Origin of the sequence: Oribacterium parvum ACB1 (assembly GCF_000238055.2) — a bacterium.
Classification (GTDB): Bacteria; Bacillota; Clostridia; order Lachnospirales; family Lachnospiraceae; genus Oribacterium; species Oribacterium parvum.
This window is the reverse complement of record NZ_KE148312.1, coordinates 554,796-579,531: the sequence shown is the minus strand read 5'-3', so window position 1 is coordinate 579,531 and position 24,736 is coordinate 554,796. Positions and strand designations below refer to the sequence as shown.

Annotated in this window: 22 protein-coding genes, 1 tRNA gene and 1 other annotated feature; of the genes, 18 read left to right on the top strand and 5 right to left on the bottom strand. The window is 42.4% G+C overall.

Going from position 1 to position 24,736, the window contains the following annotated elements; all coding sequences use genetic code 11:
• Positions 1-196: 196 nt before the first annotated feature.
• From HMPREF9625_RS02785 to HMPREF9625_RS02735, 11 genes are all read left to right on the top strand, one after another.
• Positions 197-1,654: an extracellular solute-binding protein gene (locus tag HMPREF9625_RS02785; RefSeq protein WP_009535483.1), complete on the top strand. Its 1,458-nt coding sequence runs from the start codon at positions 197-199 to the stop codon at positions 1,652-1,654.
• Between the two features lie 16 nt (positions 1,655-1,670).
• Positions 1,671-3,545, top strand: a complete 1,875-nt coding sequence (locus HMPREF9625_RS02780) for a sensor domain-containing diguanylate cyclase (RefSeq protein ID WP_036596610.1) — start codon at positions 1,671-1,673, stop codon at positions 3,543-3,545.
• 111 nt (positions 3,546-3,656) lie between these two features.
• Positions 3,657-3,878 (top strand) — a binding site (T-box leader).
• A gap of 212 nt (positions 3,879-4,090) precedes the next feature.
• Positions 4,091-5,113: a phenylalanine--tRNA ligase subunit alpha gene (pheS, locus tag HMPREF9625_RS02775; protein WP_009535481.1), complete on the top strand. Its 1,023-nt coding sequence runs from the start codon at positions 4,091-4,093 to the stop codon at positions 5,111-5,113.
• A gap of 12 nt (positions 5,114-5,125) precedes the next feature.
• Positions 5,126-7,549 carry a phenylalanine--tRNA ligase subunit beta gene (pheT, locus tag HMPREF9625_RS02770; RefSeq protein ID WP_009535480.1) on the top strand — a complete coding sequence of 808 codons (2,424 nt, stop codon included), beginning with the start codon at positions 5,126-5,128 and terminating at the stop codon, positions 7,547-7,549.
• A 92-nt stretch (positions 7,550-7,641) separates the two neighbouring features.
• Positions 7,642-7,830 carry a hypothetical protein gene (locus HMPREF9625_RS02765; protein WP_009535479.1) on the top strand — a complete coding sequence of 63 codons (189 nt, stop codon included), beginning with the start codon at positions 7,642-7,644 and terminating at the stop codon, positions 7,828-7,830.
• A gap of 17 nt (positions 7,831-7,847) precedes the next feature.
• A complete protein-coding gene (locus tag HMPREF9625_RS02760) occupies positions 7,848-8,102 on the top strand; it encodes a DUF4160 domain-containing protein (RefSeq protein ID WP_009535478.1) in 255 nt (84 codons plus the stop codon).
• A gap of 21 nt (positions 8,103-8,123) precedes the next feature.
• Positions 8,124-8,363: a DUF2442 domain-containing protein gene (locus HMPREF9625_RS02755; RefSeq protein WP_009535477.1), complete on the top strand. Its 240-nt coding sequence runs from the start codon at positions 8,124-8,126 to the stop codon at positions 8,361-8,363.
• Positions 8,364-8,575: 212 nt separating this feature from the next.
• Positions 8,576-8,779 carry a hypothetical protein gene (locus HMPREF9625_RS11300; protein WP_036596608.1) on the top strand — a complete coding sequence of 68 codons (204 nt, stop codon included), beginning with the start codon at positions 8,576-8,578 and terminating at the stop codon, positions 8,777-8,779.
• A gap of 112 nt (positions 8,780-8,891) precedes the next feature.
• Positions 8,892-9,266 (top strand): GntR family transcriptional regulator, encoded by a 375-nt coding sequence (locus tag HMPREF9625_RS02745; RefSeq protein WP_009535476.1) that lies wholly within the window; start codon positions 8,892-8,894, stop codon positions 9,264-9,266.
• 4 nt (positions 9,267-9,270) lie between these two features.
• Positions 9,271-10,149, top strand: a complete 879-nt coding sequence (locus HMPREF9625_RS02740; RefSeq protein ID WP_009535475.1) for an ABC transporter ATP-binding protein — start codon at positions 9,271-9,273, stop codon at positions 10,147-10,149.
• Positions 10,133-10,786, top strand: coding sequence for an ABC-2 transporter permease (locus tag HMPREF9625_RS02735; RefSeq protein ID WP_009535474.1), 654 nt, complete (start codon positions 10,133-10,135; stop codon positions 10,784-10,786). Before HMPREF9625_RS02740 ends, HMPREF9625_RS02735 begins: the two co-directional genes overlap by 17 nt.
• A gap of 258 nt (positions 10,787-11,044) precedes the next feature.
• On the opposite strand, the gene smpB is transcribed toward HMPREF9625_RS02735, so the two are convergent.
• The 3 genes from smpB to secG form a co-directional block, all read right to left on the bottom strand.
• Positions 11,045-11,512, bottom strand: a complete 468-nt coding sequence (smpB, locus tag HMPREF9625_RS02730; RefSeq protein ID WP_009429612.1) for an SsrA-binding protein SmpB — start codon at positions 11,510-11,512, stop codon at positions 11,045-11,047.
• Between the two features lie 179 nt (positions 11,513-11,691).
• The gene (locus tag HMPREF9625_RS02725; RefSeq protein ID WP_009535473.1) at positions 11,692-14,160 is read right to left on the bottom strand and encodes a ribonuclease R family protein; all 2,469 of its coding nucleotides are present in this window, start codon (positions 14,158-14,160) and stop codon (positions 11,692-11,694) included.
• Positions 14,161-14,319: 159 nt separating this feature from the next.
• Positions 14,320-14,556: a preprotein translocase subunit SecG gene (secG, locus tag HMPREF9625_RS02720; RefSeq protein WP_009535472.1), complete on the bottom strand. Its 237-nt coding sequence runs from the start codon at positions 14,554-14,556 to the stop codon at positions 14,320-14,322.
• A gap of 210 nt (positions 14,557-14,766) precedes the next feature.
• Between secG and HMPREF9625_RS11640 the strand changes: the two genes are divergently transcribed.
• The 6 genes from HMPREF9625_RS11640 to HMPREF9625_RS02695 all read left to right on the top strand — a co-directional run bounded on the left by HMPREF9625_RS11640 (position 14,767) and on the right by HMPREF9625_RS02695 (position 21,382).
• The gene (locus HMPREF9625_RS11640; protein ID WP_207636119.1) at positions 14,767-14,904 is read left to right on the top strand and encodes a helix-turn-helix transcriptional regulator; all 138 of its coding nucleotides are present in this window, start codon (positions 14,767-14,769) and stop codon (positions 14,902-14,904) included.
• Positions 14,905-15,242: 338 nt separating this feature from the next.
• Entirely contained in the window at positions 15,243-15,629 is a 387-nt protein-coding gene (gene mutT, locus HMPREF9625_RS02715; RefSeq protein ID WP_009535471.1) for an 8-oxo-dGTP diphosphatase MutT, read from the top strand.
• 71 nt (positions 15,630-15,700) lie between these two features.
• Complete coding sequence (locus tag HMPREF9625_RS02710; RefSeq protein WP_009535470.1) at positions 15,701-17,080, top strand: ATP-binding protein; 1,380 nt, start codon at positions 15,701-15,703, stop codon at positions 17,078-17,080.
• 359 nt (positions 17,081-17,439) lie between these two features.
• Positions 17,440-18,891 carry an alanine/glycine:cation symporter family protein gene (locus HMPREF9625_RS02705; RefSeq protein WP_009535469.1) on the top strand — a complete coding sequence of 484 codons (1,452 nt, stop codon included), beginning with the start codon at positions 17,440-17,442 and terminating at the stop codon, positions 18,889-18,891.
• An 81-nt stretch (positions 18,892-18,972) separates the two neighbouring features.
• A complete protein-coding gene (locus HMPREF9625_RS02700; RefSeq protein WP_009535468.1) occupies positions 18,973-20,826 on the top strand; it encodes a ring-infected erythrocyte surface antigen domain-containing protein in 1,854 nt (617 codons plus the stop codon).
• Positions 20,827-21,309: 483 nt separating this feature from the next.
• Positions 21,310-21,382: transfer RNA gene (locus tag HMPREF9625_RS02695), tRNA-Pro, on the top strand.
• A gap of 132 nt (positions 21,383-21,514) precedes the next feature.
• On the opposite strand, the gene HMPREF9625_RS02690 is transcribed toward HMPREF9625_RS02695, so the two are convergent.
• The gene (locus HMPREF9625_RS02690; RefSeq protein ID WP_009535467.1) at positions 21,515-22,402 is read right to left on the bottom strand and encodes an endo alpha-1,4 polygalactosaminidase; all 888 of its coding nucleotides are present in this window, start codon (positions 22,400-22,402) and stop codon (positions 21,515-21,517) included.
• A 229-nt stretch (positions 22,403-22,631) separates the two neighbouring features.
• Between HMPREF9625_RS02690 and HMPREF9625_RS02685 the strand changes: the two genes are divergently transcribed.
• Positions 22,632-23,972, top strand: coding sequence for a DUF5722 domain-containing protein (locus HMPREF9625_RS02685; protein ID WP_009535466.1), 1,341 nt, complete (start codon positions 22,632-22,634; stop codon positions 23,970-23,972).
• A gap of 137 nt (positions 23,973-24,109) precedes the next feature.
• Here HMPREF9625_RS02685 and HMPREF9625_RS02680 read toward each other — a convergent pair whose 3' ends face one another.
• Positions 24,110-24,712, bottom strand: coding sequence for a TetR family transcriptional regulator (locus HMPREF9625_RS02680; RefSeq protein ID WP_009535465.1), 603 nt, complete (start codon positions 24,710-24,712; stop codon positions 24,110-24,112).
• Positions 24,713-24,736 lie beyond the last annotated feature (24 nt).

Sequence of the window (24,736 nt, the reverse complement as noted above, 5' to 3'; positions counted from 1 at the left end):
AGAGCATTTGCCATCCTGACAGAGAGCATGGCTTGCTTAAAAATACAGCTATTTATTTTGTGTGAAAGCTAATATAATTTATATAAAAAAGTTGAATTAATACTTATATTTAAAATGGTTTATGACGAAGTTGTCCCAAGTATTAGACCATGCTTTTTTCTTTTGAACCCATAAACCAAAGAAAAGGTAGAGCAAAATGAAGAGAAGATATTTACGATATATCGGGTTTCTCCTTATCTGTATTTTATTTCTTCTGTCTTGTAAAAGAAAGAACGAGAAGCAGGTAAAAGAGGAGAGCTCTTATAATAAGGCAAAGGAGAATAGGGAACTGAGTATCTGGAGTTATTATTCCGGAGCGCAGCTGGAGGCATTTAAAAAGACGATAGACGAATTTAACGAAGGACGGGGAAGGGAGTTGAATTTCTCCGTACGACTGATGAATCCGGGGTCTTTTGAGGATATTGAGAACAATCTTCTTGCTTTAACCGATAAAAATTTTACACAAGATGACTATCCGGATATGGCTTTTATGTATGCGGATATTGCTTGGGTTTTGGACAGAAAACACTATCTTGTGGATTTAAGCCGATACTTTTCTCAGGAAGAGCTGGACGCTTTTGTCCCCGAGTTCTTAAATGAAGGAAGACTGGGAAAGAAAGATGAAGGCATTAAGATTCTCCCGGTAGGAAAATCCACAGAGCTTTTCTTTTTAAATGGGACGGATTGGAAAAAATTTGCCGATGCGACCGGAACAAAGCTTACAGAATTAGAAACACGGGAAGGTCTGATGGAGGTGGCAAAAAAGTATTATGAGTATACCGACGCGTTGACTCCGGAGGAAAATGACGGAAAGCCCTTCTTCGGAATGGATGATTTTGCTAATTATTTTCTGGTTGGCGCAAAGCAGATGGGGGTAGATTTGATTTCCAAAGACAGCTCCGGAAATGCTTCTTATAACTTTCCAAAACCCATCCTGCGTAAGCTTTGGGACAATTACTATGTCCCTTATATTAAGGGCTACTTTGCCTCTATCGGGCGCTATCGCTCAGATGATGTGCGAACAGGAGAAATTCTTTCCTATGTCGGCTCTTCGGCAGGCTACAGTTATTTTCCGCGGGATGTAATTCTTTCCGATGAAGTACATTATTCTATAGACTGCATTGTTTTACCTTGCCCTCAATTTGTAAAGGGTGAGCGTTTTGCCATGCAGCAGGGAGCCGGGATTTCCGTTTTGAATGGAACTGAGGAAAGGGTGAAGGATTCAGTGGAGTTTTTGCGCTGGCTGACAGGGAAGGAAGAAAATTGTAAGTTTGCAATGAGTGCAGAGTACCTTCCCGTTCGAGTGGATGGATTTACCATTCAGACAATAGACATTTTGAAGGGAAGAGGCTCCGATCCAGCTATGGAAGAGGCGCTCAATGTTATGAACTCACACACTCTTTACACGACTCCTGCTGTTGCAAACTCAAAAAATGTTCGAAATATTCTGGAAAATTCTTTGCCGGAAAAAGCGGAAAAGGATAGAAAAGAAGTAGAAACAGCCATGGCGTCAGGATTAAGTTATGAGGATGCCATAGGGGAATTCAACACAGAAGAAAATTTTAATCTCTGGTATGATGCCCTGCTCGCTGAAATGAATCAATTGCAAGACTAGATTGTTGAGATAGAAGATGAAAAAACAACCGATTTTTAGGAAAATATTGATACCGCTGATGATTTTGGTTATTTTGGAAATTGGAATCATCATGATGTCCATCTATGGTCAAGGCCTTTTTGGATTGATACATACAAATGCCAGAGAAATCGTGGAAAGTAGGGTGGAAGCCAGAAGAAATTATCTGGAAAGTATCATGGTAAACCAGTGGATGAACCTGGGGCAGACGGTGCAAAAGATAAATCAACTGGCAGATGGACTTGTTGAGGCGGGAAAACTGGATATAGAGGCTATCGATGACAGTTCGGAGAATGCGGCTCCTTTCTTAAATGCGGTTTCCGATGATTTGATTTCGATGATGCGAACCAATCGTGTTACCGGTGTATTTCTGATTTTAAATGCAGATAATTTACAGAGCGGTATGGAATCCGGGACTTATGAGGATAAACCCGGACTTTATTTTCGTGACTTGGATCCCGAGTCCAGGCCGAGCAATAAGAATATGGACCTCCTGATTGAGCGATCTCCGCTTCTGGTTGCAAGAAATAAGCAGTTGTCAACAGATAGAACTTGGAATACGAATTTTCAGTTCGGAACATCGGGGGTTCCCTATTATGACTTTTTCTATGAGCCGACACAGGCTTCTTTTCATTATGGCGTAGAGACCTCTTGGGAGGATTTGGGATACTGGAGCAGACCTTTCTCTCTTTTTGGAGAAGAGAGAGAGGCAATCAGTTATTCCGTGCCGCTACGATTGTCGGATGGAAGAGTTTACGGTGTTTTGGGAGTGGATATATTGCTCAGTTATCTGCAAAGCTATCTTCCGGAAAAGGAGTTGGATAGCGGCGGAACCGCATTCTACTTTTTGAGCGCGGAAAAGAGTGGAGAAGATGTCATCAGTTCAGAGAAGTATCAGCAATTGATTCGTTTACATTCCTCCACAATCAGCACGGAGGATAAGACGGAAACGGTCTCTTCCAAGCAGGAGGAAGAGAATTATACTTACAGTATTCCGTTACATATTTTTTCAACCAATGGTCCGTTTATAGATATAGCGTGGAAGCTTGGGGCGGAGATTCCATATAAAACCATGAACCACTTTGCAGACCGTATGCTTTTTGTTATGGCAGTAAGTATTGTACTGACGCTACTTATCGGTATATTGGGAAGTCTTGTGATTTCCGTTTTCTTGCAAAGACCGATACGGAATCTTGCCTCGGAGATACGAGCCAACAAAGCGACGGAGAAGTTGGAACTGAAAGAAACCGGTATTTTGGAAATTGACCAGATGTCGGAGGCATTGGAAGATCTTTCGGACAGACTTTTACAAGAACAGCAAAATTTGCAGTATGAACGAGACCATGATTTTCTTACGGATCTCTATAACCGAAGAGCTTTTGGACGGCGTATTCGCGAGCTTTTGGAAGAAAAAGGCGGTGGTAATGCCATCGGTGCCTATATCATGATGGACCTTGACAATTTGAAGATGGTCAACGATACCTTCGGGCATGAGTATGGCGACAAATATATCCGTTGTGCTTCCGATGCGATGCGGACAGCCCTTGGCTCGGAAGCCTTGTATTCCCGCATTTCCGGAGATGAATTTAATATTTTTATCTTTGATGAAGATGGAGAGAGAAGCAGGGTCAATGCTTTAATTGAGAAGCTGCAAAAAACCATTGATGAAAGCTATATCCTGCTTCCGGACGGAAGTAAGAAGATGCTCCGCCTTTCCGGCGGTGTAAGCTGGTATCCCGATGGGGGGGCGAATCCCGATGAATTACAGAAAAATGCAGACTATGCGATGTATGTGGTAAAAAAGACCACGAAGTCACAGATCCGTGTATGGTCGAAGGATACGGATATGGGAAAAGTAAAAGAAGAGAAATAAAGCGTAGCACAATAAGATATGGATAGGATTTAGCACAGAAAAAAGGGTGCGGAAAGAAGCTGAATCGTAAGATAAACTTGACTTTTACCCCACAATTCACTATACTTCGGGGGAAATGCGATGAAGGTGCACAGTACAAAAAGAGTCCGCTTAGCATAGAGAGAAGAATCACAGGCTGCAAGTTCTTCCAAAGCGCTTTTTGGAATTTTCCCACCGGAGCTGTTTTTTTGAAATCGAAGGAGAGTAGGAAGAACCGTGAGACTGCGTTAAGCATAAAGAGAGCCTGAAAGAAATTCAGGAATCAGGGTGGTACCGCGAACATTCGTCCCTGTCTGCAATTGCAGACGGGGATTTTGTTTTACAGTGCCATAAGTCCCCATACCCATTGCAAACTTGTTTGCAAGAGGGAATGGGACTTGATGGCACGCCCCTGCATGAGCACGAAGAGACGAAAGTCTCGAGAGTGCGAATGCAGGCAGGAATCGAAAAAGCGCGAAGCGCTGACGATTCCGTAAAGGAAACTTGTTTATATCAAGGGAGGTAATATGAACACATTCAATCTCGAGGAAATCGGAAAGGCGGCAGAAGAGCGTTTGCGCTCTGCCATGGATATGAATTCCATCAATGAAATTCGTACCTGTTTTTTAGGGAAAAAAGGTGAACTTGCGGAGGCGAAGAAAGCTTTAAAGGACTTAAGTGCCGAGGAAAGGCCGGCTTTCGGACAGCTGGTAAATGAAGTTTCTCAGAAAATTGAGAAGGAGATTAAGGAGCGTGCGGCAGAGCTGGAGCGTGCCTTACAGGATGCCAGACTTTCCACAGAGACGATTGATGTGACACTCCCCGGAAAGAAGATTCGTTATGGACACGCCCATCCGAATACTCTTGCTCTGGAAGAGGTGGAAAAAATCTTTATCGGCATGGGCTATGAAGTTGTGGAAGGCCCCGAGGTAGAGTACGACAGCTATAACTTTGAGAAGCTGAATATCCCGGAGGGACACCCTGCAAGGGATGAACAGGATACCTTCTATATCAACAGCAATATTCTTTTAAGAACCCAGACTTCCTCCGTGCAGGCCAGATATATGGAAACTCACAAGCCGCCACTTCGCATGATTTGCCCGGGAAGAGTGTTCCGTTCCGACGCAGTGGATGCGACCCATTCCCCTTCCTTCCATCAGGTGGAGGGCTTGGTAATTGATAAAAATATCCATTTTTCCGATTTAAAGGGCACACTGGACCTCTTTGCCAAGGAACTCTTCGGACAGGATACGAAGACAAAACTCCGTCCGCACCACTTCCCCTTTACGGAGCCTTCCGCAGAAGTGGATGTTTCCTGTTTTAAGTGTAAGGGAAAAGGCTGTCGTTTCTGTAAGGGAGAAGGCTGGATTGAGATTTTAGGCTGCGGCATGGTGCACCCGAAGGTGCTGGAATCCTGCGGGATCGACCCGAACGAGTACAGCGGTTTCGCCTTCGGTGTAGGCCTTGAGCGTATCGCACTTCTGAAGTATGAAATCGATGATATGCGTTTACTCTATGAAAATGATCTGCGCTTCTTAGAGCAGTTTTAAGGGGGATTGAAGATGAATACATCCATGAATTGGTTAAAAGCATATGTTCCGGGCCTTTCCGTATCCGGCAAAGACTTCGGAGACAGAATGACCCTAGTCGGCAATAAAGTGGAAACCATGGAAGACCTCGGGGAAAATCTGGAGAAGATTGTGACAGGAAAGATTCTTTCCGTGAAGAAGCACGAGGATTCCGACCACCTCTTAATCTGCCAAGTGGATATCGGGAAGGAGACGCTCCAAATCGTGACCGGCGCACCGAATGTAGAAGTAGGACAGGTCGTGCCTGTGGTCTTAGACGGCGGTAAGGTGAAGGTAGATCACGAGGGAAATCGCCCGGAGGGTGGCGTAAGCATTCATAACGGAAAGCTCCGCGGTGTGGAATCCTTCGGTATGATGTGCTCTATCGAGGAACTTGGAGGGGATCGTAACTTCTTCCCGGAAGCCCCGGAAAGAGGGATTTACATCTTCCCGGAGGGAACTCCTGTGGGAGAAGATGCTCCGGCACTCCTTGGATTTCGGGATATTCTTCACGAGTATGAGATCACCTCGAACCGTGTGGACTGCTTCTCCGTAGTGGGACTGGCAAGAGAAGCGGCAGCAGCCTTCGGGCAGGAATTTCATTTTCCGGAAATCAAGAAGGTGGGAAACGAAGAGAAGCTCTCCGACTATCTCACTGTGGAATTAAAGGACAGCGAGCTTTGCAGTCGTTATACTGCACGTCTTATTAAAAATGTGCGTTTTGCGCCGTCTCCCTCCTGGATGCAGATTCGTCTCCGGACTGCAGGCATTCGACCAATCAATAATTTCGTAGATATCACAAACTATGTGATGCTGGAACTCGGACAGCCCATGCATGCCTTTGATTACGAAGACATCAGCGGAAAGAAGATTCGCATAGAGCGTGCCGAAGATAAGGAAAAGTTCGTGACCTTGGACGGCGTGGAACATGAGCTCGACTCCTCTATTTTGTGTATCAAGGACGGGGAGAAGACCATTGCCCTCGGTGGCATCATGGGCGGAGAAAATTCCATGATTACCGATAAGGTGAAAAATGTGGTGCTGGAAGCGGCTTGTTTTAACGGCACCAATATCCGTCTTTCCGGAAGAAAGCTGGGACTTCGTACCGATGCTTCTTCTTATTTTGAAAAGGGCTTAGATCCGAATCTTTGCGAGATGGCGATGGACAGAGCCTGCACTCTGATCGAAGAGCTCCACTGCGGAGAAGTGGTAGGCGGCATGGTGGATTGCTATCCGGTAAAGAAGGAAGAGAAGCATTTATCCGTATCCGTTTCCGAAATCAACAATTTATTGGGGCTTCATTTAAGCGGAGAGGAAATGAAGGCTTATCTGTTACCTTTGGAGATTCAAACTGAGGTGAAGGGAGACAGTCTGGAACTTGTGATTCCGACCTTCCGACAGGACCTCGAGAGAATGGCGGATATTGCGGAAGAAATTGCCCGTTACTATGGATATGATAAGATTCCGAGCACTCTTCCCTCGGCAAGCACCGTAGGAGGAATGCACCCGAATCTTGCGTTAAACCGCAGTCTTCGGCATCTCGCAGAGGCGCTTGGGTATAACGAAAGCTATTTCTATTCTTTTGAGTCGAAGAAAGTTTATGAGAAGCTTCTTCTTCCGGAAAATGCTCCCGAGTGGCAGCAGATTATGATTTCCAATCCCTTGGGAGAGGATTTCTCCGTAATGCGTACCAGCTCCGTTCCGGGAATGTTGCAGGCACTTAGCTTAAATAATCGTCACAAGAATAAGGATGTAAAGCTCTTTGAAATGGCAAAGCTCTATATTCCGAAGAGCCTGCCGCTTACCGAACTTCCTGAGGAGCGTATGACTCTGACTCTCGGTTTCATCGGAGAGGGCGATTTCTTTAGCTTAAAGGGAGAAATCGAAGAGCTCTTTATGCACTGCGGCTTAAACGGTCGCTTCCGCTATGACGGAAACTGCGAAAAGCCCTACTACCACCCGGGCAAAAAGGCTAACATCCTCTATGAAGGAAAAGTACTCGGAACAATGGGAGAGATTCATCCGGATGTCTTAAAGAACTTTGATTTGAAGGAAAGAGCCTATGTGGCGGTACTTGATTTAGAGGAAGTATATCCCTTGGCGGGAGATCACAAAAAGTATACGCCGGTTGCTAAGTTCCCGGCAGTGTCTCATGATTTCTCCCTCCTTGTACCGCTTAATGTGACTGCCGGAGAGGTGGAAGACGCGATTCGTGAAGCGGCATCTCCGCTCCTTGAGAAGGTGGAACTCTTCGATATCTACGAAGGCGCGCAGGTTCTTGCCGGCTTTAAGTCCCTCTCCTACAATGTCAGCCTAAGAGCAAAAGACCACACCTTAAGTGAAGAGGAAATCAATAAGGTACGGGGGGATTTACTCGCTGCGCTGGAGAAAATAGGGGTGAAGTTAAGGGATATGTAAAGTAGAGCTCATATAATATTTTGTGCAGGTCGTATAGCTGTACAAATATACTGCTTGTGCTATACTACCATTAAATAGATAGAGGTAATAAAATGGCGGTTAGTGAAGCGCAGGCGAGAGCTACGGCGAAATACAAGGCGAAGAATTATAAGCGTGTACCGCTCGATTTAAGAATAGAAGAGTACGATGCATTAAAGGAACAAGCGGATAGTATGCCTATGAATACTTTCATAAAGAAAGCCTTAAACGCCTACACAGGGCAAGAGATATTTAAGGTATAGGAAGAAAGAGAGGGAAAATGCCTACTATATCAATGTTTTACGGAATTATAATCAGGATGTATCGGGAAATCGGAGGACAGCACAAAGTACCTCATATACATGCGGAGTATCAAGGGGAAGAGGTTGTTGTTAGCCTTGACGGTGACGTGTTGGAAGGAAGCATACCAAAGAAAAAGCAAAGCCTTGTTATAGCGTGGGTGAATATCCATTATGATGAGCTTTTAGCCAACTGGGATTTGTTAGAAAAAGGCGAAAAAAACTTTTACTATTGAGCCTTTAAAATAGGGGGGTATATGTTACAGCCTGAGTTATTGACCGTTTCCCCCGAAGAGGGATATAAACTCCTGCTTTCTTATGAAAATGGAGAAAAGAAAATTTTTGATGTTTCCCCATACATAAGCGGAGCATGGTATGGAGAGTTAAAAGACCTTGAAACATTTAAAAAAGTTAGGGTTTCCAATCATTCTGTAGAGTGGGAAGGCGGGCAAGATATTGCACCGCACGAGTTGTACTACAATTCTATATCTGTATGAATGCATACAAGACTAAAAGAGAGGGTTAACACCCTCTTTTTTGTCCTATAACTCAAAAAGTAAGAAAGCCGTGGACCATTAAGGTCCACGGCTTTTTATAAAGCTGAACTGAGGGTATTACCGATGACGGATATTCAGGTGGCTCATTTGAAAGACCGGATTGGAAGAAACTCATTGAGGGAGAAGAAAATAACATCATAGATACTGTGGTAGTGAAGGACATCATACATCAAAAATTTGAAGAAAAATGCTCATTACACAATATCCGAAGTGAAGTTATCAATAAATTAGTTTTAGATACCATAAGAGAAGTAAGCGGAAAGCTCTCTAATAAGCATTTTGATATGATGTTAAAAGACTTTGAAACAGAACAAACGGCATTAGAAAAATCAATAGAGCAAACAAAAGACACATGAAGAGAATTTGAAGAAGACAGTATCAGAGCGGATAAGTTTATTGACAAAATATGCGCAAAGAAATAATATTGTACATAGACAATAAGTACACTATTAAAGAGAGGGTAAAAGTTTGAACATTATCATAAGTAACAATCGTGACAAACCAATATATGAACAGATAGTTTCGCAGATAAAAAATATGATTATGAGCGAAGAATTGCTTGCTGGAGATAGTCTTCCTTCAATGCGATTATTAGCCAAATCAATTCATGTAAGTGTTATTACAGTTCAAAGAGCATATGAAGAATTGCAGAGAGATGGATTTATAGAAACGGAAATAGGTAGAGGCACTTATGTATTGGCAAGAAACAAAGAATTCTATAAAGAACAACAGCAGAAACGGATAGAAGAATATATGCAATTGGCTATTGAAGCTGCAAAAGAAAATGCTATGCCTCTTGAGAAACTGATTAAGATATTAAAAATTTTATACTTGGAGGAATAAATTGATGAATAGTACTTTAATACTAAAAAATGTGAATAAAAAATATGAAAAGTCAAATTTTGCCATCAAAGATATTTCTTTTTCAGTACCTGAAGGAAGCATAGTAGGATTTATCGGTGAGAATGGAGCCGGAAAATCAACGACTATGAATTGTATTCTAAATGTGATTAGAAGAGATAGTGGTACTATTGAGATATTTGGAAGAGAAATGACTGATGAAGATATAGACATCAGAGAGAATATTGGAGTTGTATATGATAGCAATAATTTTCCGGAATATTTGACGGCAAAGCAATTGGCTGACATTTTAGGGAGAATTTATAGTAAATGGGATGATTTTTGTTTTGAACAATTTCTTAGGCGTTTTGGATTGCCTGAATCTCAAAAAATAAAAAGCTACTCTCGTGGAATGAGTATGAAGCTTGCAATTGCTGTGGCACTTTCACATGATTCAAAATTGCTTATTTTGGATGAGGCAACAAGTGGTCTTGATCCTATTATGAGAGATGAAATTCTAGATGTGCTTCTTGAATTTGTAAAACAAGAGAACCACTCCATTTTGCTATCTTCACATATTACAAGCGACTTGGAAAAAATAGCTGATTATATTGTTTTTATTCATAATGGTGAAATTATTTTGAATAAAACAAAAGATGAATTGATATATGAATATGGAGTTATCCGTTGTTCAGAAAACGATTTTCATAATATTTTATCGGAAGATATATTATCAAGTATGAAAAAAGATTATCAGATTGATGTGTTAATAAAAAACAGGAAATTGATAGAGAAAAAATATAAAAATTTAATAGTAGACAGCGTATCATTAGATGAAATAATGTTGCTGTTGGTGAAAGGAGAACGAAATGCAAGGATTGATTAGAAATCATTATTATAAAATAGTATCTAAGCTAAAGATACTACTTATATTTATATTTTTTACTGGAGTTTCAATATTGATTTTCGGTGGTAGGGAGGAAATTCCTTTATTTGCTTTTCTATGCATTAATGTTATAGGGTTTCCTTTTATCAGTTCAATTGGTTTAAGAAAAAATAATATTGATAAGTGGAACCGGTATATTTTATCCTTACCTGTAAAGAGATGTGAAATAGTAAAGAGTGTATTTGCGACGCAAGCAATTACAATTTTAATTGGAAGTATGCTTTCTGTTATACTATTTCTAACATCATTTTTAATTCATGGATTTGCATTTTATCGATATATAGATGTAGTCTTGTTATTTTCATCTGCAATAGGAATCAGTTTAATAATGAATGCGATTTTCTTGCCTATTTCTTACTTAGACTCAAATGATAGAACTGAAGCTATGAGTATTATTAGTTTAATAATCTCAGTAGCCATTATGCTAGGTCTAATAGCAGTAATAAATATTTTGATTGAAAAACCGACAGATATGCAACTTATGATATTTGCAACAGGAAATTTAGTATTAGCTATTGCTGTGTTTTTAATATCTTGTTCTTTGACTGTTAGTATTTATTCAAAACAGGACTGTTAGAACCAAAGATTATAAATTGAATATTTATCGTAAGGGGCAATCTGAGCCCGTCAGATTTCCTCGGTTCAAGAAAATTAGAACTGTTTAGGAATAAATCCCCCGGTTACACTCCGGAGTAAAGCGTTTGGAGACGCCGGCACTTGCAGAAAACAAGCGTCAGCGAAGTTTTCTGCTTAGTACCGCTGCGTCGGAACCGAGCGAGAGCGCCTTTACGCAGGTGTGTATCCGGGGGATTTTGCTATTCCATATGTTCTATTTTTACACGCGAATATTCGCCTTCTTAAACTCTTTCTCGAGCTCCCTTCTTTGTGCCTTCTTCTTCATGTCCTCCCGTTTATCGTATATCTTTTTACCGCGGCAGAGTCCCATGTCGAGCTTTACGAGGCTACCTTTAAAGTAGAGGCGGAGGGGCATAAGAGTATAGCCCTGTTCCTTGATTTTTCCGAGCAGGCGGTCAATTTCCCTTCTGTGCAGAAGGAGTTTTCTATCTCGAAGCGGATCTTTATTAAAAATATTTCCCCGCTCATAGGGGTTGATGTGCATACCTACGATAAAACATTCTCCGTTTCGAATCTGACAAAAGGACTCCTTAATGGAAGCCTGTCCGAGGCGGAGAGATTTGACTTCCGTTCCGAAAAGCTGAATGCCGCATTCCAGACTTTCCTCCACGAAAAAATCATGGAAAGCCTTTTTGTTGTTTGCGATTTGCTTAATGCTGTCTCCCATTTATTCGTTCCTTTCTGCCCCCTCCAAGGGGATTTTATCTTGCTTAAACTTTCCTTAAGGGAAGTCTATCTCGATGGAATCTGCTTATTCCGGGGAAAGTTCATCTCGACTAAAGTTGCTTATTCCGGGGAAAGTTCATCTCGACTAAAGTTGTTTATTCAGAGGAAAGCTTATCTGTATTATTCTTCCGGTAATTCCGGGGCCGGCACGAAGTCGATGGTCCTGCTTAAGGTATCTACAGCATACACCAGGACGGACATGCTGTCACCGATACGGAAGGTTTTTCCGCTCCGTTCGCCTCTAGTTATCAGTTCTTTCTCTATAAAAACAAAATAGTCGTCATTTAGCATACGAAGCGGAATCATGCCTTCGATGCCATTTTCCAAAGTGACATAAATGCCGTACTCCGTAAGGCCGGAAATATTGCCGGGGAAGCATTCTCCGAGGAAGTTCTTCATGTACTGGCACTTTTTCAGCTTCATGCAATCCCGCTCCGCCTCATCTGCTCGCCTCTCGCGCAGGGAACTTTGCATGGCTACATCAGGTAAAATACGACTGTAGTGGGCGAAGCGCTTCTCATTTTCCTGAGAAAACAGATTCTCCTTAATGATTCTGTGAATCTGGAGGTCGGGATAACGCCTGATTGGAGAGGTGAAGTGGGTGTAATATTTGCTGGCAAGCCCGAAATGCTCTCCGCATTCCACGCTGTACTTTGCCTGTTTTAAGGAGCGGAGAATGAGATTACTGAGCATCATCTCTTCTTCCTTTCCCTTAATCGTCTCCAAAATTCCTTGTAAGGCTTTCGGGCGAATGCTGTCCGGGTCTTTCGCGCGTAGAAGAATGGAGAAATTCGATAGAATCCGCGAAAGCTCCTGCCATTTGTCAAAATCCGGTTTCTCATGCACACGGTAGAGGAAGGGAATATCCCTCCAGTAATATTCCTCCGCGACGGTCTCATTTGCCGCAAGCATGAAATCCTCGATGATTTTATGGGATTCTTCGCGGATCACGGAGCGAATTTCGGCAATCTGCCCTTTTTCATTGAAAATAATCTTGGACTCCGGAAAATCAAAGTCCAGCCCGCCACGCTCTACGCGCTTATGACGAAGCAGACGGGAAAGCTCCCTCATATGAAGAAGCAAATCCTTAAAGGGGAGATAGGAGGAGTAGTCTTCTGCATTGTCTTCTTTTCTCTTATCAATAGAAGTTTCGAAAGTCTCATTTTCTGTATCAATAGAAGTTTCGGAAGTCCCTTTTTTTCTATCGATAGAAGTCGTTATGGCTTCGTTTCCCTCCTCTAACACCGCCGTCACGCCCGTATAGCTCATTCTTTTATCGGAGCAAATGATTCCCGGGCAGATTTCATGGGAGAGTTGTTCCCCTTTTTCGTTATAGTCCATGATGCAGGAGAGTGTCAGACGATCCACACCCTCATGCAGGGAACAAATACCGTTGGAGAGCTCTCGCGGAAGCATGGGAATTACCCTGTCCGTTAGGTACACGGAGGTTCCGCGCTCCAGTGCCTCTAAATCGAGGGAAGAGCCCTCCTTTACATATTCCGTGACATCGGCAATATGCACGTAGAGTCGGTAAAGCTTCTTTTCCGGAAAATATTCCAGAGAAATCGCGTCATCGAGGTCTTTGGCATCTTCTCCGTCAATGGTAATGGTCGTGAGCGCGCGGAAATCTCTTCTTGCCTTGGAACTTAAGATAGACTCCGGCACTTCCATAGGAATCGCTGCAGCCTCGGCTTTTACCTCCTCCGGAAAGTCCTCGGGAAGAGAAAATGCACGAATTACGGAAAGGACATCCACGCCGGGCTCCGTACTTTTGCCGAGAACCTCCGTGACACCGCAGACGGGATAGGAGAGGAGGGGACCCTTCTTTCCGCGGGGAATAGGAGAACGCCCTCGGCTGCCCCTTCTTTCTTCCTTTTGCATCCCGCCGTAGGAGAGGATTTTTGCCATAACCTTATCTCCGGGAACAGCGCCCCCGCTCTTCCCCGGCTGAATATAGAAGGGAGAAGGGAGCTTTTGATTGTCTGGAAAGAGGAAGAGCCCTTCCCGCCTTTCCTTCACAAGTCCGAGCACCTCCGTTACGGCGCGTTTCATGACTTTTACGATTTTTCCCTCGGCACTGGAATCACCCTGCTTTTCCCTAGTGATAAGAATCTGCACGGTATCCCCGTCCATGGCATTTCCTTCCAATCCTTTCGGGATGTAAATGTCATCAAGCTCCTTTTCCGAGAGGCTCACAAAGCCGAAGCCTTTCTTTGCCTTGGAATAGACCCCCTTTAGAGTCCGCTCCTTCTCTACACTTCGCTTTTTTATGCCTCCATGCAGTGCAAGTTTTCTCTTATCGTGAAGTTCTTCAGGCGAAAAAAACTGCTCTGTATCCTGAACACGATGTTTTTCCTGCCCCTTCTCTTTACGACTTAAATCCGGAGTATCCTTCTGCTTATACTTTCCGGGGAAAGAGAGCAGTCCTTCCTCTGCCATCTCTTCTAAAAGAGCGGTAAAGTCTTTTTTCTCTTCTTTAGGAATGCCTAAAAAATGAATCAGCTCCTTCTCTTTCATTTTCGGGAGGGAAGGATCCTTTTCTATATCTACAATGATTTTCTTTAATTTTTCCTTTTGCTCTTCGCGCATAGTACTCCTTAGTTTGGGAAGCTCAAAAAGTAAATTTTTAAGCTTGAATAAAATGAGCTTCTCTTTTGAGAAGGTGCTTCCGCTTGGGATTACGGAATATTTACAGAATAGAAAAAGCCTGCAAAAACTTGCAGGCTTAAAAAACGGTGGAAAAGGGTCTTACCAAATAATATCCAAAAGTAAAGCAACCGCAAAAAAAGCGACTGTACCGAACTTGGTAAACTTTTCTAAGCTTCCCTCTACAGAACGACCTCTGTTTTTCTGCCAATAGGTGTCGGTAGAACCGGATAAAGCACCTAAACCGTCACTCTTTCCTTCCTGCATAAGGATAATGGCAGACAAGGCAACGCCTAAAATTACAAATAAAAGTACTAAAGCTATCTTTGCTATTCTCATGAAAACCACCCTTTTATGGAAATAAACTTGCAGACCAAGCTGCAGACTATAACCCATCTTTTGTCAATATCTACGGGAGTATAGCACAAGTATAATTTCGGTGCAAGAGCGGATTTTCGGAAATTTTGCAAGTTATAAAAAACATTCATCGTTGACAAATAAAAAAATATTTGGTTAACTCAAGTTGACCAAAGGAAAGAGGGCAACGTTTTGAATAACAGAATTGAGGAATATAGGAAACCTTTAGGTTTATCCCAACATAGATTAGGCAAAAAGGTCGGAATATCAAGGATAAGCATAAATAAAATAGAAACTGGAAAAACTAGTAGTTATTCTGAAGATCGATAGGTATGGCTATGAAGAACATTGTTTATATTTGTAAATGCTGTTTGGGAGTAAGCTTTGCATTAATTATTATATATCTAGTACAATTATGTTTATTTAGTAATTATATTGCAGAAGCATTAATTGCTAGGGCGTTGCCTTTGTCAATAACATTAGTAGCTATATCGATTCTATTTTTCGCTATAGGACATGAAAATAGAGAATAGATAGTCTTCGTTAAAGGTTATACAAAATATGAGTTAGGGTGATTTAAACCCTGACTCGTATTTTTTATATAACAATAAAACCTGCTATGAAAAGTCAATAAAAAAGCATTGCTTATAATAGGAAAAGGAGAAAGGATGAAAAAAATAGAGGTTGTAGCAGCAATTTTCAGGAAAGATAATAGCATTTTTGCTACGGAAAAAGGCTATGGCGAGTTTAAAGGCTATTGGGAGTTTCCCGGGGGGAAGGTTGAGCTGGGAGAAAGCTTGGAGGAAGCCTTAAGACGGGAAATTAGGGAAGAGCTGCAAGTGGAAATCCAAATAGAAGAAAAATTCACAAAGCTGGACTACGATTATCCGCATTTTCATCTCACGATGCACTGCTATTTTTGCTCCGTTTTATCGGGGGAAATCAAATTGGTGGAAGCAACAGACGGAAGATGGCTTACGAAGGAAGAGCTGAATACGGTGAACTGGCTTCCTGCGGATATTTCTCTTATTGAGGAGCTGAAAAAATGTCTTTAATTCCTTTACAGAAAAGAAAGTTCATGCTAATCTTTATTCGGAAATAACCGAATCGGAGGCGACCGAATAAAATGAAATTTATTGGAAGAGAGAAAGAAGTACAGAAAATCAAAGGCTTGTATCAGTCACATGGCATGGAAGTTCTTCTGTTATACGGACGAAGACGAATCGGAAAGAGCGAGTTGATGAAACATTCCATGCAGTACTTTGAAGGAAAAAAAATTTATTACGAATGCAAACAGACTTCTGAAATGAACAATGTAGAAAGCTTGGCGACTTTACTTTCGGAAGAGTTTGGCTATCCGAAGATGTCCTTTTCGGGCCTCGAGGAAGTGCTGGATTTTCTTTTTAAAAAGGCAACGGAGGAGAATATTCTTTTGATTTTGGATGAATATTCTTATCTTAGTGATGTGCTGAAGGGCATGGACAGTGTTTTGCAGGCACTGATTGATCAATATCGAAACCATAGTAAATTAAAATTGGCCTTGTGCGGTTCCTTTGTGGATACCATGCAGAAATTAATCGAGAAAGAGAATCCCTTATTCGGCCGTTTTGATTTGGTTCTAAAGCTAAAGCCCATGGATTACTATGATTCAGCACAGTTTTATTCCCATTTTTCCAATGAGGATAAGGTAAGGCTATACAGTGTTTTTGGAGGAATTCCTTATTATAATCGACTAATTCGCGAAGACAGGTCTGTAAAGGAGAATATTATAGAGTTGATTGCATCCCCCGGTGCAAGACTGGAAAATGAAGTCCTGATGTATCTTAAGTCGGAAATTGCGAAAATTGTGAATGCCAATGAAGTCTTTGAGGCTATGGCAAGAGGATCTTCCCGTTTTAACGATATTCTGTCTCAGTCTCATGTTTCCAGCGGTCCTACCTTAGTGGATGTGCTGGATAAGTTGATTCGTATGGAGCTTATTGAGAAGGCATCGCCTATCAATGATGAAAATAATCGAAAGAAATCAGGATATTATATCAGTGACCCCATGTCTTTGTTTTATTATCGATATATTTTCCGCTACAGCTCTCAGTTAAATGTGATGAATTCGGATATTTTCTATCAGAGATATATTCAGGATGACTTTGAAAATGCCTATGTGCCGAAGCGTTTTGAGACAATAGGAAAACAATTTTTAATCCGGCAGAACCGAGCAGGTTTAATAGAGGAGCCTTTTGAGAAAATAGGCAGATACTATTATGACATTCCGAAAGAACGGCGAAACGGAGAGTTCGATATAGTCACTTACGATCCAAAAGGCTATATCTTTTATGAAGTAAAGTTTCAAGATAAGCCTCTTAGCAAAGTGGAAATAGAAAAAGAGATAGCACAGGTAAAGGCGTGTGGACTCCAATGTTATCGTTATGGCTTCATTTCCAAAAGCGGGTTTGAAACTGTTTCCGAAAAAGACAAGCTTCTCCTTAGCTTGGATGATCTATTTACATAAATAGTTCAAATTATATCCAAATTTTGACACTTTGAATCTGAAAAATGAAATGACGAGAAAATCGCACAAAAAACCGCTTGCCAGAAATCAGCTCTATGCGCTATACTCGGAAAAGCACAAAAGTGCTTTTCTTTTTTGAGGAAATACTTTAACACATAAAAGCATAGACGCATAAAAGCGCAAAAGTATAAAAATGTAGATGCATAAACGTGTCAAAGCTTAAATGCGTAGATGTACAGAAGTGTCAAAGATTAAAACGATAAAAGTAAGAAGCGTTAAGGGCAATGCTACGAAAGAGAAAAGCATTGCAAGCATAGCCCTTAACAGACAAAAGAGAAAAGCTGTCTTTAGGAGGGGAAATGAATAGTCTATTAAATGGAATAGTTTTTGTGATCGAGAAGATGACCGCTTTACTCTGGGGGGATTTATTAAGGATTCCGCTACCCGGAGGAAGTACTTTGGGGCTTTCTCCTATGGTACTTTTGCTTATTCCGGCAGGTATTTATTATACGCTCCGAACAAAATTTCTTCCGATTCGTATGTTCAGGGAAATGCTTTCCGTGCTCATCGAGAAACCGGATGCAAAGATGCAGGGAGACTTGTCCAAGGGAAAGCTCTCCGGCCTTCAGACATTGATTGTTTCTACAGCAACGAGAGTCGGTATGGGAAACCTTGTGGGTGTTGTTGCGGCAATCTCCGGAGGTGGAGCAGGCGCGGTATTTTGGATGTGGATTACCGCGCTGATTGGTTCCTCGACCGCCTTTATCGAGGCTACACTGGCACAGCTCCATAAGAGGAAGGATCCGCTCTACGGCGGTTTCCGTGGAGGCCCCGCCTATTATATTCATGACTTTTTCTTTAAAAATAAGCCCGGCGAAAAGCTGGAAGAGGGAATTCCGAAGAAAAAAAGCATTATAGCGGTTTTGTTTGCTCTATCCGGCCTTATTTGCTGGGCGGGAATCAGTCAGGTTATCGGAAACTCCGTGTCCTCCGCCTTTGAAAATGCCTTTTCCATTAAGCCCCTTATTTCCAGTATTCTTCTGGTACTCATTGCCGCTGTGATTGTACTTCGTAAAAATGCGACAGCGCGTGTCTTGGATGTAATTGTGCCTGTGATGGCAGGACTCTATTTTGCCATGACCGTTTTTGTGATTCTTACCCATTTACCGGCACTCCCGCGTGTCTTCGAGCGGATTTTCTCGGAGGCTTTCGGGCTTAGACAGATTGTTTCCGGAGGTTTTGCGGCGGTGCTTATGAACGGTGTGAAAAGAGGCCTTTTCTCCAACGAGGCCGGCTCCGGATCGGCACCTTGCGCCGCAGCGGCAGCCGATACGGATCATCCTGTGAAAATGGGACTTTTCCAGGCAATAGGGGTCTTCATCGATACCATTGTTCTCTGCTCCTGTACCGCATTTATCATGTTACTGACCCCGGAAGGAATGATTAAGGACCTGCAGGGCATGGACATTTTACAAATGGCAATGAACTATCACTTCGGCGCCTTTGGAAAAATCTTTATTGCCGTGATTTTATGGCTTTTCAGCTTTTCCACCTTCCTCGGTATCCTCTTCTATGCGCGTTCCAATGTTTCCTATATTTTCGGGGACAATTGGGGCTCACAGACTGCCTATAAAGTTTTTGCGCTCATCATGCTCTTTGTGGGAGGACTTGCGCAGTATACCGTGGTTTGGGATTTGGGAGATGTAGGAATCGGCCTTATGACCATTTTCAACCTCCTTGTTATGTATCCTTTAAGTAAGGAGGCCTTGTCTTCGCTAAAGGACTTTGAGGAAAAGAGGAAAACGGCTTAAAACTTAAGTCGTTGTAAAAATAGAGTTAAAATGATATGATTCCCCTGTCAGTTTTATGATTGTGAATGGGAGGGAATTCGTATGAGTGAAGAGGAAAAGAAGGAGAATGAGTTGTTAAACAATTCTCCGGTAGAAGAGGGAGACAAGGAAACAGAGAGTTCTGTGACGGAAAACGTACAGGAAGAACCGATTATCCGAGTAGAAGCACCTCTTCCGAAGAGTGAAGCGAAGAGCATGGAGGCAACAGAGGAAAGTCTTTCGGATAAAGCGGAAGCGGTAGAAGAAGCTGTGTCTAATCAGCTTGAAGAGGTAAAGGAAGCGGTCTCCGATAAGGTTGAAGCTGCAGCGGAGAAGGCTGCGAACTCTGCAGAGACAGTTACGAACTCGGTAGAATCACTGGGAGAAAAGGCGGAAGAGCTGATTCACGAAAGCGCTGAGAAAGCGAAGGAAGCAGTTCCTGCGGCAGAAAAGACAGTAGAAGAGGCTGCGTCAAGTGCTTCGGCGACTGTTCATGAGGCAACACAGAAGCTGGAGGAAAAGACGGAGGAAAAGCTCTCTGCAGCAGATCGAATTAAGCAGAATGTGAATAAGTATAAGCCTGCACCGAAGACAAATGTACACGGCAGTGGCGGAGCAGAAGACAAAAGTGGAACCGGAAAGAGCCAGTCCGCTTTGATTGTGGGAATAGCGGTGGGAATTCTTCTTCTTGTGCTTGCTTTTGCGTACGCCTTATTTCCGAGACGTACGAAAATCAACTTGGATAAGTACATCAGTGTAAACTTCTCCGGATATGACGGATATGGAACAGCTGAAGTAAAGTTTGATGAGGAGAGTTTCCTAAAGGACTATAAGAAGAAAATCAAACTGAAAAAGAAAAAAGATATATTCACAAACGCTCTTTTAACAGAGTATAGTACCGAGGCCTACTTATATGACTATTTTATTTCCGGCAATTGGAGTCTTGACGGAGTAAACGGAGAATATAAGAATGGAGACAAGGTGCATCTTACTTGGAAGATCGACAAGGATGTAGTGGAAGAAGCCTTCAAGGTAAAGATTAAGGATGCCGGACAGGAATTCACCGTAAAAGATCTGGAAAAGATGGAGACCTTTGATGCTTTTGAGAACTTCAATATGGAGTTTACCGGTACAGCGCCTGACGGAAGGGCGGAGTGGAGAGCAAGCGGCATTATGGACGGTTCCAAGGGACTCTATTTCAAGGTCGATCCGGAATATGGACTTTCCAATGGGGATAAGGTTACCGTAAAGATAGAGCCTAAGGAGAATTTGACTAACTTTGTTCAAAAAACAGGTAAAGCTCCGAAGGAAATGGAGAAGGTTTTCACTGTGGACGGACTTCCCTCCTATATCGACTCTGCGAGTAAGATTGATGATACACTTCTTGCAAGTATGAAGAGCGAGGTGGAGGATATGATTAAGAGTAATATTGCAAAGGAAGGGGAGACAGTTCAGCTTCTTAGTGCAGAGTATCAGGGATATTACTTCTTAAACGCGAAGAGCAGTTCTTCTTACCTGAAAAATATCTTCTATCCTGTTTATAAAGTTACAATCCGGATTACGCTTTCCGATCAAAATTTTGTACAGGACTACAGCTTCTTTACCGCAGGTGCCTTTAAGAACATTATGGAAGAAGGCAAGGATGGTAAGGTAACTGTGGATGTAAATGAGATGAACACCGTTTATCATAGCTTTGTCATTGATACCGGTGTAGGAAACTGGTTCACAACCAAGTATTATCTGGACGGCTTTGAAACGCTGGAAAGCTTGAGAAACGAGTGTGTAACCAAGAATCTTGCCGACTTTAAGGCGGAAGAGAAGATTTCCGAGAATACAACTGCAGAACAGACAGAGGAAGCACCCGCAGAAACAACTGCGGCAGAAACTACGGAAACGGAAACGACAAGCAATTCATAAGGCTTTTGTACAGCATGAATAAATGAGGTAGCGTGTGCCTTGCAAGCGCTACCTGTCTAAAAATTGGAGTTGTAAAAAATCAAAATAATTTTCTAAGCAATATAGGTCTGAACTTGGGGCACGCTCTCACTAGCTTCGCCTGACTGAGCAGTGGTTTTGTTAACCACTGCTCACTTTGCTTCGCAAAGCAAATTCCTTCGGAAGTTGGTCTCGTACAGGACAACTTTTCTGATGAAAAGTTTGTCCTTACGTAACGGATACTAAGCGAAAAACTGCGTTTCTCTTGTTTTTCGCAAGTACCGACGGGCTCAGACTACCCTCGCATTCAGACCTATATTGCAAAGAATTCCTTTATTATTTTGATTTTTTACAGCCTTTATTTTTCTGTACAACGATTAGGGAGGATCATTGAAATGCCGGAAGACTTTTGCTTTAAAAAGAACTTGAAAATATTATCCGGATAAGGTATATTGGAGAGCGTTGCGGGATGTAGCGCAGGTGGTAGCGCGCTTGACTGGGGGTCAAGAGGCCGCAGGTTCAAGTCCTGTCATTCCGAGAAAAACTCTTCCGTTTGGAGGGGTTTTTTGGTTTTTAGCAGTTGTTTTTTGCAAAGAGAACACTATTTGTTTCATAACGATGTTGTATGAAGATACATGACAGTTGTTTTTTCACTCTTGATAGTCTGTCCTTACGCCTTGCCCGCGGTTAAAAAGATTCCGGCTGCATTGTACCATTGGAATTGTTTTTCCTTGCAATAGGCGGAAATCTCTTTGGAAAGCTTCGCATCCGCCATGTATTCCAGGATGTAGACGGAGAGGCCTGCTGACTTTGCTTTTTCAAGATAGTCCTGATAATAGGAACGAGTGTCCGGGTCCTGCTCGGAAGAAGTATCGGTATCAAAATTGTAGGAGGTAAAAACATCTTCCTGGTTTACACCCTGAAAGAGAAGTCTTGAAGAATCTTCCTCCAAAGCTCGGCTGACAAAGGAATCTCCACCGTTTAAAATGATTGGCATCTTGTATTTTTGTAAATTGTTTAATACAGTATGTAAGCCCTGATAGATTTCATCTTTCGGAAATTGATAGTAGACGTCGAAATTATCGAGGAAGAAGCCGTCAAAGCCGAGCTCGGCGATTTCTTCGGCGACATTTTCCGTAATATAATTCTGCCATTCTTGATTCGATACATCGATCCATGCCTCGTCCTCCCAATTTTCGTAGGGAGCGAGGGAGAGTGCTTTGAAGCGGGAGTATTCCGGGGCATAATTTTCCAAAGCGCCGACATTGATATAGGCATAGGCTTTTGTCCCGGCACGATGCAGGTACAGAAGATTTTCTTTTGTGAAGCTCCCGGGAGAAAGTACAACCGTCTTATATTGAGAGAGAAATACAAGTTGGTCGGTTTCTTTGTCGTCCGAATGGAGTCCCTCTTCCGCGCCATCGGGAGTCATGGATAATCCGAGGAAAACACCATAATTCTCTTTTTTTCTTGGATAAGATACAAGGAATAGGAGGGCAAGGAGAAGAAATAGGAGCGGAGCAAGAAGCTTGAAGGGGGATTGTTTAAACCATCTCATGATAAAAGTCCTTTCGTAATGCATAAGTATTTTCCGGGAACGGGGTAAAGTTTTTTCCGTGTAAGCATATAATAACTTATATAGTATAGCTACAATTTTTAGAAAACACAGGATTCTTACCTTAGATTTTTTGCTGTTCTTGCCGAAATATATAGGACTTTTACTATTTAAGAAACATAAGCTGAGAAAAAGTTTTACAATGAAGCATTTTAATTCAAAGGAGAAGAGAATGAAGAAAAAAAGCTGTATTATTTTGGCCGCTGCCATGGTACTGATGATGAGTTTCAGTGCATTTGCCGGAGTATGGAAGAATGATGCAAAGGGTTGGTGGTATGAAAATGCGGACGGGAGCTACCTTAGGAACGGATGGAACTGGGTAGACGGAAACAATGACGGTGTTTCCGAGTCCTATTATTTTCAAAATGACGGTTACCTTGTGACAAATACCACGGTAGAAGGCTATCAGGTGAATAGCGACGGTGCCTGGGTGGTAAACGGTGCTGTACAGACTAAAGGAGCTGCCGTGCTGGGCGCACAGGTAAATGACAGCGTTTTTTCCCGTTCCGGATCAAAGAAGGGTTTGGCAACCAGAGATACGCTTTTCAATGCTACTTCCGTAAAGGATTTAGGGGTTAAGCACATCATTTATAATTTTACCAATTATGAGCAGAACTTTATGACGAATTTCCGAGATACCAAGGCACAGGGAGTAAGTGTGACCGCCATTATCCTGAATACCCCGAGAAACAATCCGGAGCCGCAGTCCCTTCCGGCAGGAATCAGCGGACAGGAGGCCAACTACTACGGTTTTAATGTGGCAAGTCAGGAAGGCATCGATGCGACAACTCGTTTAGCCAATCGCTTTGCTTCCCTCTACAAGGATTCCATTGATAACTGGGTCATCGGAAATGAAGTCAATTATCCGAATGCATGGAACTTTACACCGCATAACGGAATTGCGAACTATGCAGACCAGTATGCGACAGCTTTCCGTATCTGGTACAATGCAATTAAACAGAATAACCCTTCTGCCAATGTCTATATTCCGTTTGATTATGTATGGACCGAGCATTCCCCTGCAGCGGGATATTACAAGGCAAAAGATCTTCTGCAGCTCTTAAATGAAAGGCTAAGAGATACCGATTACGGCATTGCATGGCATCCTTATCCGGAAGGACTTGCCGATCCGAACTTTGAGGATGACGGAAAGGCTGTAAACAACGAGAACTCTCCCATTATCAATATGAAAAATATCAATGTCTTAACCGACTATCTGCAAAGAGCGGAGTACCTGTCCCCGAGCGGAAAGGTAAGACACCTGATTCTTTCCGAACAGGGCTTTAACGCAACAAACGAAGATATTCAGGCAGACCAGATTGCCAAAGCATACAATATTGCAAAGAACAATCCTTATATTGAGGCGTTCTTCTTAGCGAGAGAGTATGACCAGCCGGGTGAGATGCACAATGTAAACGGCGCACTGCAGGAGATGCACTTCGGTTTAAAGGAGGCCTATGAGAGAGGCGGAAGACCGAGAAAGGCCTATTCCGTGTATAAGGGATTGCAGTAAGGCATAGCAGCAAGACATAGCAGCAAGACATAGTAGAGAGGATAGAAAGAAAAAGACCAATCGGTATAGAACCATAGTTCTTACCGACCGGTCTTTTTTATTCATGAGTATCACTCTCGTAGCGTGTAATATCTTATTCATAACGAGTATCGTGCGATATCTTGTTTATTTCCAAATTCCAGAAGGCCCGCAGTAATACCGGCTTTCAGATATCGCAGAATAAATTGAATGAACTCCTCTCTCTTGTAAGAGATTTCTTTTTGAAAATAAAGAACAAGGAGGCGCCAGATATCGCTTATGAAAAGCTCCGTAAGAATCTGCAACTCCTTTTCCGAAACCACAACGTCGGTTTCCAGGATGCCGATTTTCATGGCCCAAGCTACAAGTTGTTCCAATTCACGGTATAGGACACGTTCAAGAGTGGCTCTTCCTACGGAATCTTTGATGCAGTTCAAGAGATGTCGATGCTTTTCTATGGAGTTCAACACATCGTTAAGAGCATTTTCATAATCCCGATTGTTCTGGATTTCCGAAACAAGCTTATTGCATTCTCTACTGATTACCCATTCCAAAAGACCGTAGATATCCGGAAAATAATAATAAAAGGTTTTTCGATTGACCCCTGCCTTTTCGATGATTTCTTTTACGGTGATTTTATCCAGTGCCTTTTCTTCCATTGCCGTGATTAGGGCAGTGGCCAGCTTTTCCTTGGTTATTTCACGAAGTTCACAATTTTTCACAATTTACCCCACATTTGTCCGGTA